This window comes from Streptomyces soli (genome assembly GCF_003999195.1).
GTDB classification, from domain to species: domain Bacteria; phylum Actinomycetota; class Actinomycetes; order Streptomycetales; family Streptomycetaceae; genus Actinacidiphila; species Actinacidiphila soli.
In genome coordinates this window covers 1-13,849 of the sequence record NZ_RJVR01000124.1, presented here as the reverse complement: position 1 = coordinate 13,849, position 13,849 = coordinate 1, and the positions used below count along the sequence as shown (strand labels likewise).

10 protein-coding genes and 1 pseudogene are annotated in these 13,849 nt (G+C 70.5%); 9 read left to right on the top strand and 2 right to left on the bottom strand.

All coding sequences use genetic code 11. From position 1 onward, the window contains the following. Nucleotides 1-15 precede the first annotated feature (15 nt). The 7 genes and pseudogenes from EFK10_RS10720 (at nt 16) to EFK10_RS10690 (ending at nt 7,808) form a co-directional block, all read left to right on the top strand. A complete protein-coding gene (locus EFK10_RS10720) occupies nt 16-1,242 on the top strand; it encodes a polyamine ABC transporter substrate-binding protein (RefSeq protein ID WP_127355493.1) in 1,227 nt (408 codons plus the stop codon). A 33-nt stretch (nt 1,243-1,275) separates the two neighbouring features. Further along, on the top strand, nt 1,276-2,448 hold the full coding sequence (locus EFK10_RS10715) for an ABC transporter ATP-binding protein (protein ID WP_127355492.1): 1,173 nt from the start codon (nt 1,276-1,278) through the stop codon (nt 2,446-2,448). After that, entirely contained in the window at nt 2,448-3,383 is a 936-nt protein-coding gene (locus tag EFK10_RS10710) for an ABC transporter permease (RefSeq protein ID WP_127355491.1), read from the top strand. The genes EFK10_RS10715 and EFK10_RS10710 overlap by 1 nt, the downstream gene beginning before the upstream one ends. After that, entirely contained in the window at nt 3,383-4,192 is an 810-nt protein-coding gene (locus tag EFK10_RS10705) for an ABC transporter permease (RefSeq protein ID WP_127355490.1), read from the top strand. Before EFK10_RS10710 ends, EFK10_RS10705 begins: the two co-directional genes overlap by 1 nt. A gap of 33 nt (nt 4,193-4,225) precedes the next feature. Then, nucleotides 4,226-5,620, top strand: coding sequence for an NAD(P)/FAD-dependent oxidoreductase (locus tag EFK10_RS10700; RefSeq protein WP_127355489.1), 1,395 nt, complete (start codon nt 4,226-4,228; stop codon nt 5,618-5,620). A gap of 115 nt (nt 5,621-5,735) precedes the next feature. After that, nucleotides 5,736-6,177 (top strand): annotated as a pseudogene (locus EFK10_RS10695) (hypothetical protein); the annotation flags it as partial. 125 nt (nt 6,178-6,302) lie between these two features. Beyond that, the gene (locus EFK10_RS10690) at nt 6,303-7,808 is read left to right on the top strand and encodes a CoA-acylating methylmalonate-semialdehyde dehydrogenase (RefSeq protein ID WP_127355488.1); all 1,506 of its coding nucleotides are present in this window, start codon (nt 6,303-6,305) and stop codon (nt 7,806-7,808) included. On the opposite strand, the gene EFK10_RS10685 is transcribed toward EFK10_RS10690, so the two are convergent. Then, nucleotides 7,780-8,400: a phosphatase PAP2 family protein gene (locus EFK10_RS10685; RefSeq protein WP_240677136.1), complete on the bottom strand. Its 621-nt coding sequence runs from the start codon at nt 8,398-8,400 to the stop codon at nt 7,780-7,782. The two genes, EFK10_RS10690 and EFK10_RS10685, sit on opposite strands and share 29 nt — an antisense overlap. Nucleotides 8,401-8,750: 350 nt before the next feature. Further along, nucleotides 8,751-10,115 carry a 4-aminobutyrate--2-oxoglutarate transaminase gene (gabT, locus tag EFK10_RS10680; protein WP_127355486.1) on the bottom strand — a complete coding sequence of 455 codons (1,365 nt, stop codon included), beginning with the start codon at nt 10,113-10,115 and terminating at the stop codon, nt 8,751-8,753. 171 nt (nt 10,116-10,286) lie between these two features. On the opposite strand from gabT, the gene EFK10_RS10675 reads away from it, so the two are divergent. Then, the gene (locus tag EFK10_RS10675; protein ID WP_127355485.1) at nt 10,287-12,359 is read left to right on the top strand and encodes a type IV secretory system conjugative DNA transfer family protein; all 2,073 of its coding nucleotides are present in this window, start codon (nt 10,287-10,289) and stop codon (nt 12,357-12,359) included. A 400-nt stretch (nt 12,360-12,759) separates the two neighbouring features. After that, on the top strand, nt 12,760-13,849 hold a 1,090-nt coding region (locus tag EFK10_RS10670; protein WP_127355484.1), incomplete at its 3' end, for a PucR family transcriptional regulator ligand-binding domain-containing protein.

Sequence of the window (13,849 nt, the reverse complement as noted above, 5' to 3'; positions counted from 1 at the left end):
GAGGATCGCATCCCCATGGACCTGTACGAGGGCCTGTCCGAGCCAGTCCGCAAAGCATGGGAGCGCAGCCTCTCGGGCGGCCGGGCCTCGCTCAGCCGCCGCAGCCTCCTCGGCGGCGGCCTGGCCGTGGCCGGCGCAGGGGCGCTGACCGCCTGCGGTATCCCGGCCGCCACCAGCACCCAGGGCACGAAGACCGACGACCTGTCGGACAAGGACAAGTCGCTGGTCTTCTCCAACTGGCAGCTCTACATCGACCAGAGCGACGACAAGAAGCACATGCCGACGCTCGAGGCCTTCGAGAAGCAGTACGGCATCAAGGTCACGTACACCGACGACATCACCGACAACGTCGAGTTCTTCGCCAAGATCCAGCCGCAGCTCGCCGCCGGCCAGTCCACCGGCCGCGACCTCGTGGTCCTCACCGACTGGATGGCCGGCCGGATGATCCGCCTCGGCTGGGCCCAGGAGCTGGACGCCGGCTACCTGCCGCATGCGTACGCCAACCTGGAGCAACGTTTCCGCACCCCCGACTGGGACCCGGGCCGCGCCCACTCCTACCCCTGGGCCGGGATCGCCACCGTCATCGCGTACAACACCAAGGTCACCAAGGGCAAGAAGGTCAGCAGCGTCTCCCAGCTGCTCACCGACCCGGACCTCAAGGGCCGGGTCGCGATGCTCAGCGAGATGCGCGACACCGTCGGGATGACCCTGCTCGACATGGGCAAGCAGCCCGAGTCCTTCACCTCCGACGACTTCGACGCCGCCCTCGCCAAGATCCAGCAGGCCGTCGACAGCAAGCAGATACGCCAGTTCACCGGCAACGAGTACACCGACGGCCTCGCCTCGGGGAACCTCGCGGCCTGCGTCGCCTGGGCCGGCGACCTCGTCCAGCTGCAGGTCGACAACCCCGAGATCAAGTTCGCGATCCCGGACGCGGGCTACCTCACCTCCACCGACAACATGCTGATCCCGGCCGGGTCCAAGCACCGCAAGAACGCCTCGCTGCTCATGGACTGGTACTACCGGCCCCAGATCGCCGCGGAGCTGGCCGCCTGGGTCAACTACATCACCCCCTGCGCAGGAGTGAAGGAAGAGCTGCTCAAGATCGACAAGTCGGTCGCCAACAACCCGCTGATCATCCCCGACGCCGCGATGACGGCCAAGGCGCACGTCTTCCGATCGCTCACCTCCAAGGAGGAGACCTCCTTCGAGAGCAAGTTCGCCAAGCTCATCGGCGCCTGACGGCCACCGCACCCGCACGAGGGATCTGACGACATGACCCAGCAGACCACCGCTCCCGCCGAGCCACAGGCGTCCGCCGCCTCCGGCGGAGCCGTCACACTCACCGGCATCAGCAAGACGTGGGGTGACTTCACCGCCGTCCAGCCGCTCGACCTGACCATTCCCGAGGGCTCCTTCTTCGCCCTCCTCGGCGCCTCCGGCTGCGGCAAGACCACCACCCTGCGCATGATCGCGGGGCTGGAGGAACCCACCGCCGGCACCGTGCGCATCGGCGACCAGGACGTCACCGGCCTCCCTCCGCACAAGCGCCCGGTCAACACCGTCTTCCAGAACTACGCGCTCTTCCCGCACCTCGACGTGTACGAGAACGTCGCCTTCGGCCTGCGCCGGCGCGGCATCAAGTCCGTCAAGAAGCAAGTCGAGGACATGCTCGAGCTCGTCGAGCTCGGCCATCTCCCCCGCCGCAAGCCGCACCAGCTCTCCGGCGGCCAGCAGCAGCGCGTCGCCGTCGCCCGTGCCCTCATCAACCGCCCCCAGGTGCTGCTGCTCGACGAGCCGCTGGGCGCCCTGGACCTCAAGCTGCGGCGCCAGATGCAGCTCGAACTCAAGCGCATCCAGACCGAGGTCGGCATTACCTTCGTGCACGTGACGCACGATCAGGAAGAGGCCATGACCATGGCCGACACCATCGCCGTCATGAACGCCGGACGCATCGAGCAACTCGGCGCCCCCGCCGACCTGTACGAGAATCCCACGTCGACCTTCGTCGCCAACTTCCTTGGCCAGTCCAACCTCATCGAGGCCCAGGTCACCGGCTCCTCCGGCGACGACCTGCTTCTCAGCGTCGGCGACGGCCGCCTCACCCTGCCCACCGCGCGCAGCGCGGCCACCGCGCAGATCGGCGACAAGGTGCTGGCCGGTGTCCGCCCGGAGAAGATCTCCATCGCGCACGCCGATGACGCCGCCACCGTCCCGGACGGCCGCAACAAGATCACCGGCCGGATCATCGACGCCAGCTTCATCGGCGTCTCCACCCAGTACGTGGTCAACAGCCCCTGGTGCCCCGAGTTCGCCGTCTTCGCCCAGAACGTCGAGCGCGACACTCGCCTCACCCCCGGCACCGAGGTCGTCCTGCACTGGAACCCCGCCCACACCTTCGGCCTCGACGCCACCCAGGACATCGAGGCGGGGGAGGTCAGCGCGTAATGGCCGCCATCTCCACCGCGCCCGCCGGCGCCCCGACCGAGACCCCACCGGTCCCGCCCGGCCGCGCCGCACGCCGCCGCAAGCTCGTGCCGTACTGGCTGCTGCTGCCCGGCATCCTGTGGCTGCTGGTCTTCTTCGTCGCGCCGATGGTCTACCAGGCGTCGACCTCCGTGCAGACCGGCTCCCTGGAGACCGGCTACCAGGTCACCTGGCACCTCGCCACCTACTGGGACGCCTTCAAGGAGTACGACCTCTTCTATCTGCGGTCGCTGATCTACGCGGGCATCGCCACCGTGCTCTGCCTCGCCATCGGCTACCCGCTCGCGTACACCATCGCCTTCAAGGCCGGCCGCTGGCGCAACGTGCTGCTGGTGATGGTCATCGCGCCCTTCTTCACCAGCTTCCTGATCCGGACCCTGGCCTGGAAGACCATCCTCGCCGACGACGGCATCGTGGTCTCCGTACTGGACAAGCTGCACATCCTCAACGCCACGGCGGCCATCGGCCTCACCTCGAGCGACCGGGTGCTCGCCACGCCGCTCGCGGTGGTCTGCGGCCTGACGTACAACTTCCTGCCCTTCATGATCCTGCCGCTGTACACCTCGCTGGAGCGCATCGACCCGAGGCTGCACGAGGCGGCGGGAGATCTGTACGCCAGGCCCTTCACGACCTTCCGGAAGGTCACCTTCCCGATCTCGCTGCCGGGTGTGGTGGCCGGGACGCTGCTGACCTTCATTCCGGCGTCCGGCGACTACATCAACGCTGAGTTGCTGGGCAGCCCGAGCGAGCAGATGATCGGCAATGTCATCCAGTCGAAGTTCCTGACGGTGCTCGACTATCCGACGGCCGCCGCGCTGTCCTTCATGCTCATGGCCGTGATCCTCGTGATCGTGTCCGTCTACATCCGCAAGGCGGGGACGGAGGAACTGGTCTGATGATCGTTCTGAACTGGCTGCACTGGATCCGACGCCACCTCGTCGTCTTCGCGGCGATCGCCGCGCTGTTCTACATGACGATCCCCAACGTGATCGTCCTGATCTTCTCCTTCAACCAGCCCAAGGGACGCTTCAACTACTCCTGGAACCACTTCTCCCTCGACGCCTGGACCCACCCCTGCGACGTCGGCGACATGTGCACCTCGGTGTCGCTGTCCCTGCAGATCGCCGTCCTCGCCACCATCGGCGCGACGATCCTCGGCACGATGGTCGCCTTCGCGCTCGCCCGCTACCGCTTCCGGGGCCGCGCGCCGGTCACCGGGCTGATCTGGCTGCCGATGGCGATGCCCGAGATCGTGATGGGCGCCTCGCTGGGCACGCTCTTCCTCAACATGCGCATCCAGTTCGGCTTCTGGACCATCCTCATCGCGCACATCATGTTCTGCCTGAGCTTCGTCGTCACGGCGGTCAAGGCGCGCGTCATGAGCATGGACCCGAGGCTGGAGCAGGCCGCCCAGGACCTCTACGCCACTCCGACGCAGACCTTCCTGCGCGTCACCCTGCCGATCGCCGCCCCCGGTATCGCGGCCGGCGCACTGCTGAGCTTCGCCATCTCGATCGACGACTTCATCATCACGCAGTTCAACGCCGGGCCGTCGACGGTCACCTTCCCGATGTTTGTCTGGGGCGCGGCACAGAAGGGCCTCCCGGTCCAGGTGAACGTCATCGGCACGCTGATGTTCCTGGTGGCGGTGCTGTGCGTCGTCGCGGGGCAGTTGCTGGGACGGACCCGTAAGGCCCGCAGTTAGTCCCCGTACGTATCCGCAAAGGTGTGAGACCGCATGGATCCAGCCCGTTCGCTCGCCGAGGCGCAGCCGACACCGTTCTGGCTGGAGGACCCCGGCAGGCCGCAGGCCAACCCCGCGCTGGTGGGGGACGAGCACTGCGACCTGCTGGTGGTCGGCGGCGGCTACTCGGGGCTGTGGACCGCGCTGATCGCCAAGGAACGCGACCCGTCACGGGACGTCGTTTTGATCGAGGGCAAGGAGACCGGCTGGGCGGCGTCCGGCCGCAACGGCGGCTTCTGCGCCGCCAGCCTCACCCATGGCATCGCCAACGGACTCGCCCGCTGGCCGGGCGAGTTCGCGAAGCTGGAGGAGCTGGGCAACCGCAACCTCGACGAGATCGAGGCGGCGGTCACCCGCTACTCCCTGGACTGCGACTTCGAGCGCACCGGCGAGATCGACGTCGCCACCGAGCCCTACCAGGTCGACGAACTGCGCGCCGCCGCCGATGAAGCCGCCGAGCACGGCGTCGACCTCGAGTTCCTCGACCGCGACCAGATGCGCGCCGAGGTCGACTCGCCCACCTTCGCGGGCGGCCTCCACGACCGCCACGGCGTTGCCATGATCCACCCCGCCAAGCTCGCCTGGGGCCTCAAGCGGGCGGCGGCGGACCTCGGCGTCCGGATCCACGAGCACACCCCCGCCACCGCCCTGTCCGGCAACGGCGGCGGCATGGCCGTCCGCACCCCGTACGGCCGGGTCTTCGCACGCCGGGTCGCCCTCGGCACGAACGTGTTCCCGTCGCTGGTCAAGCGCGTGCGCCCGTACATCGTCCCGGTGTACGACTACGCGCTGATGACCGAGCCGCTGAGCGAGGACCAACTCGCCTCCATCGGCTGGAAGAACCGCCAGGGCCTCGGCGACTCCGCCAACCAGTTCCACTACTTCCGGCTCACCGCCGACAACCGCATCCTGTGGGGCGGCTACGACGCCATCTACGCTTACGGCGGCCGGCTCTCCGCCGACCGCGACCAGCGCCCCGAGACCAACCTCAAGCTGGCCAGACACTTCTTCCGCTGCTTCCCCCAGCTCGACGGCCTGCGCTTCACCCACGCCTGGGGCGGCGCGATCGACACCTGTTCGCGCTTCTCCGCCTTCTACGGCACCGCGCACGCCGGCCGGGTGGCGTACGCCGCCGGCTTCACGGGCCTCGGCGTCGGCGCGACCCGCTTCGGCGCCGAGGTGATGCTCGACCTGCTGGCGGGGGAGCGTACGGAGCGGACCGGGCTGGAGATGGTGCGTACGAAGCCGATGCCCTTCCCGCCGGAGCCCTTCGCGTGGGCCGGCATCGGCCTCACCAAGTGGTCGCTGGACCGCGCGGACCGCAGCGCGGGGCGGCGGAATCTGTGGCTGAAGACCATGGACCGGCTGGGGCTGGGCTTCGACAGCTGACCTTGCGACCGAGGTCACCCAACCAAAAGTCACAACCCGCGTAAGGATCCGCGCTCTGCCCCCTCTCCTCCGTGTGAGAGCAAATGAATCGACACGGACGATCGGAGGTACCGGCATGGCCGGCGCCGGTGCGAAGAGTGCGGTCGATTGGCTGGTTTCCGTGGCGCCCGAGCCCGAGACCTGCCGGTGAGAGTGGGAGTGCAACCCCGTCGGGGTCACGCTCCTGCCCGCCGGCGGGCTCTGAGACGTCCTCACCCTCACCGGCGAGCTCGACTGTCCGACCCTCGACGTCCTCACCCGGGACGATGGTCCGGCCGGGCCCGGTACTCGCCGACTCCCGCATGGGCTTTTTCGTGCCGCCCGGCACCGCCGCGCGCTGGATCGCCACCGGCGTCCGCACGGCCGGCGCCGGCACCTGGATCGTCGTCTCCTACCCCGGCCGGGCCACCGGCGGGGTGCGGTGGCTGGTCCCGCCGGACGGCACCAGGCATCTGACGGACCCGGTGCTGCTGGAGCTGGCCATGCACGAGGCCGCCGAGCGGCTCGCCGAACACGACGGCATGACGACCGTGACGACCGCGACGACATGTAAAGGCTCCGGGCCCACCACCGACACGTTGGTGCTTGTGGGGCCGTCACCGGCTGGCGAGACTGGCGGCAGGCTAAGAGAGGAAGGTCTGCCGTGACCGACAAGCACATCACGCACTGGATCGCCGGACAGACATGGACCGGCACCGCCGAGCGCCGTGGCGACGTGTACGATCCGGCTACCGGAGCCGTGACCAGTCAGGTGGACTTCGCATCGATCGCCGAGGTCGACCAGGCGGTCGGCGCGGCCGCCGCCGCCTTCAAGACCTGGCGCGACGCCTCGATCGCCAAGCGCACCCAGGTGCTCTTCGCCTTCCGCGAGCTACTCAACGCCAAGCGGGACGAGCTGGCCGCGATCATCGTCGCCGAGCACGGCAAGGTGCACTCCGACGCCCTGGGCGAGGTCGCCCGCGGTATCGAGGTCGTCGAGTACGCCTGCGGCATCCCGCAGCTCATCAAGGGCGGCTTCACCGAGCAGGCCTCCACCGGCATCGACGTCTACTCGATCCGCCAGCCGCTCGGCGTCGTCGGCATCATCTCGCCCTTCAACTTCCCCGCCATGGTGCCGATGTGGTTCTTCCCCATCGCCATCGCCGCGGGCAACACCGTGATCGTCAAGCCCTCCGAGAAGGACCCCTCGGCCGCCAACTTCATCGCCGGCCTGTGGAAGGACGCCGGACTCCCGGACGGCGTCTTCAACGTCGTGCACGGTGACAAGGTCGCCGTCGACCGCCTCCTGGAGCACCCGGACGTCAAGTCCATCTCCTTCGTCGGCTCCACGCCCATCGCCCGGTACGTCTACGAGACGGGCACCCGGTACGGCAAGCGCGTCCAGGCCCTCGGCGGCGCCAAGAACCACATGCTGGTCCTCCCCGACGCCGACCTCGACCTCGCCGCCGACGCCGCCGTCAACGCCGGTTTCGGCGCGGCGGGCGAGCGCTGCATGGCGGTCTCGGTGCTGGTCGCCGTCGACCCGGTCGGCGACGAGCTGATCGAGAAGATCAAGCAGCGCGTGGCCACCCTCAAGGTCGGCCCCGGCTGCAACGGCGACTCCGAGATGGGCCCGCTGGTCACCGGCGTCCACCGCGACAAGGTCACCTCGTACCTGGACGCGGGCGTCGCGGACGGCGCCGACCTGGTCATCGACGGCCGCAAGCACCCCATCTCCGGGGAGGGCACCGCCGACGGCTTCTGGCTCGGCCCGACGCTCTTCGACAACGTCAAGCCCGGCCAGTCCATCTACAACGACGAGATCTTCGGCCCCGTGCTCTCCGTGGTCCGCGTCTTCTCGTACGACGAGGGGCTGGAACTCATCAACTCCAACCCCTACGGCAACGGCACGGCCCTCTTCACCAATGACGGCGGCGCCGCCCGGCGCTTTCAGCACGAGGTCGAAGTCGGCATGGTCGGCATCAACGTGCCGATCCCGGTCCCCGTGGCCTACTACTCCTTCGGCGGCTGGAAGGCGTCCCTCTTCGGCGACTCCCACGCCTACGGCGAGGACGGCGTGAAGTTCTTCACCCGCGGCAAGGCGGTCACCCAGCGCTGGCTGGACCCGTCCCACGGCGGCATCAACCTGGGTTTCCCGACGAACTCCTGAAGCCCCGGACGGCGAGTGCGGCGCCCGTGAGCAGGGCGCCGCACAGCAGCCAGCTCCCCAGCACATCAAGCGGCCAGTGGTAGCCGCAGTACACCAGGGCGACGCCCACCCCGGTATTGAGCAGCACGGCGGCCGCGACCAGCAGCCGCCGTGCTGCTTTTCGCGCCACGTACGGCAGCACCAGCAAGGTGGCCGCGCCGTACGCCAGCGTGGCGGTCGCCGCGTGGCCGGAGGGGAAGAGGCCGGGGTAGCCGGGGACGAGGGTGAGGGAGCCGGGACCGTCACGTCCGATCGCGGCCTTCAGCGGGCTGACGATCAGCGGTATGGCCGCCATCGCCAGTGCGTACGCGACCACGGGCCGCCACCGCCGCCCGCGCCACCACGCGAAGACCAGGGCCAGGCCCAGTACGGGCACGGCCGCCTCGATGTTGCCGAGTTTGGCGACGTAGTGCGTGAAGACGGTGCCCTCGGGCCGTACGGACGGCCCGGCGATCGCCGTGCGCAGGTCCGGGTCGAGGGCCAGCAGGGGGCCGCGTACAGCCTCCTGCCAGGTGAGCAGCCCGAAGAACGTCACGTAAAGCAGGAGAAGCATCAGGGAAGAAGTCGGCCGCCCCGGAACAGGGGGGAGAGTTCCGAGGCGGCCGGAGCGATCGCCGCACCGCTCGTCCCGGGGGGTTTGGGACGGGCGGCCGACCGATCGGCGAGGAGTGCCGAGGCTTGCGGCTTCGGCGCTGTTGTGCGCGAGTGCACTGCGGTACCGGTGATGGGGAGTCACCGGCAAAGTGTCGCCCACGGACTTCCGCAGACGGGGTGTTTCTTCCATCTGTCGAAACCGTACGTCACCAAAGTGGCGCCCGGGGGACTATGCGCGGGTCCGCCATCAGGCCCGCACACCTTCTTCACCGACTTCCTCGCCGAAGTGAGAATCACTCAGAGTCACGGTCACAGCCGGGTGAAGGCTTCCTCGATGATGTCGAGACCCTCGTTGAGCAGGTCCTCGCCGATCACCAGCGGCGGAAGGAAGCGCAGCACGTTGCCGTACGTGCCCGCCGTCAGGACCACCAGGCCCTCGGCGTGGCAGGCCTTCGCCAGCGCGGCGGCGGCGGCCGCGTTCGGGGTCTTGGTGCGCCCTCCTCGCCCGCCCTCGGGCAGGAGGGGCCCAGGCTCGACCAACTCGATGGCGATCATCGCGCCACGGCCGCGCACATCGCCGACGATCTCGAACTTCTCCTGGATCCCGCGCAGCCGGCCCAGCATGATCTCGCCGATCCGCCGCGCCTTGGCCGGCAGGTCCAGCTCCTTCATCGTCTCGATCGCGCCGAGCGCACCCGCGCACGCCACCGGGTTACCGCCGTACGTACCGCCCAGGCCGCCCGGGTGCGCGGCGTCCATGATCTCGGCGCGGCCGGTGACGGCGGCCAGCGGCAGACCGCCCGCGATGCCCTTGGCGGTGGTGATCAGGTCCGGGACGATGCCCTCGTCCTCGCACGCGAACCACTGGCCGGTGCGGCAGAAGCCGGTCTGGATCTCGTCCGCGACGAAGACGATGCCGTTCTCCTTCGCGAACTCCGCCATGCGCGGCAGGAAGCCCTTGGCGGGCTCGATGAAGCCGCCCTCGCCCGCGATGGGCTCGATCACGATCGCCGCGACGTTGTGCGCACCGATCTGCTTGGTGATCTGGTCGATCGCCTGGGTGGCCGCCTCCTCCGCGCAGTTCTCGGCGCCGGTCAGCCAGCGGTAGGGGTAGGCCAGCGGCACCCGGTAGACCTCGGGCGCGAAGGGGCCGAAGCCCTCCTTGTACGGCATGTTCTTGGCGGTGAGCGCCATCGTGAGGTTCGTACGGCCGTGGTAGCCGTGGTCGAAGACCACGACCGCCGTGCGCTTGGTGTACGCGCGGGCGATCTTCACCGCGTTCTCCACCGCCTCGGCGCCGGAGTTGAACAGCGCCGACTTCTTGGCGTGGTCACCCGGGGTCAGCTCGGCGAGGTGCTCGGCGACCTCCACGTACTCCTCGTACGGGGTCACCATGAAACACGTGTGGGTGAAGTCCGCCAGCTGCGCGGACGCGCGGCGCACGACCGCCTCCGCGCTGTTGCCGACCGACGTCACGGCGATGCCGGACCCGAAGTCGATCAGCGAGTTGCCGTCCACGTCCTCCAGCACGCCACCACCGGCGCGCGTGACGAAGACCGGCAGCGTCACCCCGACGCCATTCGCGACCGCCGCCGACTTGCGGGCCAGCAGCTCCTGCGACTTCGGACCGGGAATGGACGTGACGAGTCGGCGCTCCTGGGCCAGTTCGGTCATGGCGGTCGTACTCCTTCGAACGTGGGCTTTTGTCTCGCAGGCTAAGCGGACGCCTTCCGGACCCGCACACTCCGATAGGGCGCACTGGCGACGTCGTCTTCGACGCGACGGACAGGTCCACTACATTGAGTGTCGGCGCGTGAGTGTACGAATGCGAGGGGCAGCGGGCGAATGGACGTCGACGGTGCGTACGAGTCGCGTAAGACCAACCCTCCTCCTGCTCCTCCCCCCATGCTGCCCCGGCCGGCCGGGCCGCCGCCCATGCCGCAGGCCGCGCCGCCCACCGCGATGGAGACCTGGCTCCGCACTCCCCGGCACCGCCCGGCGCCCGGCATCTTCGCCTACGGCCACGTCCCGCGTCCGCCGCGCGACCCGGACCGGCTGCCCGACCGGCGGCTGATCGGGGGCGCGCTGCTGTCGCTGCTGTGCGCGCTGCTGCTGCTGTCGATGCTCTACAACGGCTACATCCCGCTGTGGGACATCCTCGGCTGGATCACCCCGGACTCGTGGAACGACTACCACAGCGATGCTTACAAGGTTTACAGCAATGTCGTATGGCTGCTGGTGTTCGTCCTGCTGGTGAAGGTCTTCGGCCGCGCGGGCAACTGGCCGCAGCTCATCCGCCGATACATCGCCCCGCTCCTTCGCGGCGCCGTCACCGACCCCGCCCCGCACGAGGGCCCGGCGGCGCAGCAGTTCGACCCGGTGGAGTGGCCCGAGCTGCGGGCGGCCGGGCAGAACGCGGCGGCCGACCGGCTGGCGGCGGAGATCCGGGCCGGGCGGATGGGCGACGTCGACTACGCCCGGCTGCGGCGGGCCTGGGGCTTCGGGCGCGTCGAGGCGTTCACGGACGCCGTGCTGCGGCAGGGTGCGGCCGCGTGCGCCCACCCGTCCGGGGCGCGGGACCTGCCGGTCCGGGCGGCCCGGCACGATCTGCTGACCGCGCAGGTACGGATCGGGCTGGCCCTCGCCGACGAGCGCAATCCGTACGAGCACCAGGGCGCGGGGCTGGCCCTCGACCCGACGCTGCTCGGCACCGGGCTGCTCGCCGTGGGCCCACCGGGATCCGGCAAGACGCGGCACCTGGTCCGGCCCGTCGTCGAGTCGCTGAGCCTGCAGGCGCTGTCCGGCACGGCCGCCGTGGTCGCCGTCACGGGTGCCGGTGCGGACCTCGGGCCTGCCGAGGCGTACGACGTCGTCATCTCGCTGGGCGACCCCGGCTCCGCGTACGACCTCGACCTGTACGGCGGTGCGACCGATCCCGACGAGGCCGCCGCCATGCTCGCCGAGGCCCTGCTCGACGGCCCCGAGGCCGACACCCGGCGCGCCGCGACGGCGCTGAGCCAGCTGCTGGGCCCCTACCGCGCGGCGCACGGCCGCTACCCCTCCGTCACGGAGCTGCGCGAACTGCTCGACGGCAGCCCGACCGCCTACGCCGTCCTGCGGGACGCCCTCGACACCGCCGGCGCCCACGGCCAGGCCCGCGAACTCGACGCCCGGGAACGGCAGGCCGAGCGCCCCGGCGACATAGGATCCCTCCTCGCCGACCGCATCGCCCTGCTCGACCGCCCGGCTTTCGCCGGGTTCTTCGACGTCACCGGGCGGACCCGGCCCTTCTCCCTGCGCACCCTGGAACATCCCCTACGGGTCCGCATCGACCTCCCCGAACGCGGCCACGCCGAGGCCTCGCGCATCCTCGCCCGGCTCGTCCTCGCCCACTTCACCGCCGCCGTCACCGGCCGTACCGACCGCTCCCTCTTCGCCTGCCTCGTCCTCGACGACGCCGCCCACGTCGTCTCGGCTGAGGCCGTCCGGGGTCTGCAACGGCTCCGCTCCGCCAACGCCGGTGCAGTCCTCACCCTCCGCACCCTCGACGACGTCCCCGAGGGCCTCCGCACCGCCCTCCTCGGCGCCGTCGGCTGCCGCATGGTCTTCTCCGGCATCACCACCTGGGACGGCAAGCGCTTCGCCGAAGCCTGGGGCACCACCTGGGTCGAAGCCCGCGACGTCACCCGCACCCCGGACCAGTCCGGCGGCCTCCTCCGCCGCGCCACCCGCGGCGTCCGCAAGCTCTTCACCGGCGAAGCGGTCACCACGGAATCCGTCACCGTCCGCCGCGTCGAGCGCGAACGCTGGTCCGCGTCCGACTTGGCCCACGCGGTCCCGGCCGGCCACGCGGTCCTCTCCCTGACCGCGACGGACGGCGAGCACGCGCCGCCGGTGCTGGTGGATCTGCGCGCCTGAGCGGGGGGCGTCCCCAGTCCCGGCCGGTGCCCGATTGTTGGACGCGCCTCCCAGGCTTCGCCCGGCCGGGGTGCTGCGGCGCCCCTGCCGGGTGGGTGGTTCGTCGGCGGCTGCGGTCCCGTGGGCGGGTTGTTTCCCCCACCCCCCACCCCGCCCCTTCCCGAAACCAGGGGCGCTGCCCCTGGACCCTGGAGGGGTGCGTCGTTTGGTGCGGGTCCGTGGGCGGGTTGTGTCAGCCTCCCCCACCCAGCCGCCAGGCTGGGGAAGGACCCCCACCCAAACGGAGGTTTGGGGGAGAGCCCGGTTTCGGGGAGGGGCGGGGTGGGGGAGGGGACGGCACGGGCGGCTGTACGGTGAGGCAGAATCGGAGTGAGTCGCACTCCAGCCTGGAGAAAATGCCGTGCCTCCTACCCTTGCGTCGCTGCTGCGCAGCACCCCGTTGAAGCTCACGGTCCTCGCCGGAGGCGACCGGCTGGATGCGCCGGTGCGGTGGGTGCATACCAGCGAGCTGGACGACCCGGGACCGTATCTCGAGGGCGGGGAGCTGCTGCTGACGACGGGGCTGAAGCTGGAGGTCGATGACCCGGGGGTGCTGAAGGCGTACGTGCGGCGGATCGCGGACGCTGGGGTGGTGGGCCTCGGGTTCGGGGTGGGGCTGACGCACGATGCGGTGCCGGAAGCACTGGTCGAGGCGGCGGCCGAGCACCGCTTGCCGCTGTTGGAGGTGCCGCGGCGGACGCCGTTCATCGCGATCAGCAAGGCGGTGTCGGCGGCGATCGCGGCCGACCAGTACCGGGCGGTGACCGCGGGCTTCGAGGCGCAGCGCGATCTGACGAAGGCCGCGCTGGCCCCGGAGGGGACGACCGCGCTGCTCGGCAGGCTCGCCGCGCACCTCGACGGCTGGGCCGCGCTGTACGACGCTTCGGGCGCGGTGCTGGCGGCGGCGCCGGAGTGGGCGGGGCGGCGGGCGGCGCGGCTTGCCGGGGAGATCGACCGGTTGCGTGACAAGCCGGCGCCGGCCAGCGTGGCGGTGGCCGGTCCGGCGGGCACGGAGGATCGCGTCGAGCTGCAGTCGCTGGGGACGGGACGCCGTCCGCGCGGGTACCTCGCGGTCGGGACCGAGGAGCGCCTGGACACCTCGGCCCGCTACATCGTGCACGCGGCCGTCGCCCTGCTCACGCTGTCCCTGGAGCAGTCCCGCGTACAACAGGACACCGAACAGCGGCTCGGCGCGGCCCTGCTGCGCATGCTGCTCGCCGGCGAGGCGGCGCACGCCCGCACGGTCGCCGGACGCCTGTACGGGGACCTGCTGAACGCTCCCGTGAGGATCCTGGTCGCCGAATCCGCCGAGGCCGGCTCCGAAGCGGTCACCCTCCTCGCCGAACGCGTCGACGCGGCGGCCGCCCGGGCCGCCGAGCCGGTGCTCGCCGTCCGGGTCGGCGACCGCCTGACCGTGCTCGCCGCCGAGGCCGGCGCCGTGCTCCCGGCCG

Excerpts from the sequence above, each read along its gene's own strand:
- EFK10_RS10685 (WP_240677136.1), bottom strand. The coding sequence starts at position 8,400 with ATGCTTCTCCTGCTTTACGTGACGTTCTTCGGGCTGCTCACCTGGCAG.
- EFK10_RS10700 (WP_127355489.1), top strand. The coding sequence starts at position 4,226 with ATGGATCCAGCCCGTTCGCTCGCCGAGGCGCAGCCGACACCGTTCTGG.
- gabT (WP_127355486.1), bottom strand. The coding sequence starts at position 10,115 with ATGACCGAACTGGCCCAGGAGCGCCGACTCGTCACGTCCATTCCCGGT.
- EFK10_RS10705 (WP_127355490.1), top strand. The coding sequence starts at position 3,383 with ATGATCGTTCTGAACTGGCTGCACTGGATCCGACGCCACCTCGTCGTC.
- EFK10_RS10710 (WP_127355491.1), top strand. The coding sequence starts at position 2,448 with ATGGCCGCCATCTCCACCGCGCCCGCCGGCGCCCCGACCGAGACCCCA.
- EFK10_RS10715 (WP_127355492.1), top strand. The coding sequence starts at position 1,276 with ATGACCCAGCAGACCACCGCTCCCGCCGAGCCACAGGCGTCCGCCGCC.
- EFK10_RS10675 (WP_127355485.1), top strand. The coding sequence starts at position 10,287 with ATGGACGTCGACGGTGCGTACGAGTCGCGTAAGACCAACCCTCCTCCT.
- EFK10_RS10720 (WP_127355493.1), top strand. The coding sequence starts at position 16 with ATGGACCTGTACGAGGGCCTGTCCGAGCCAGTCCGCAAAGCATGGGAG.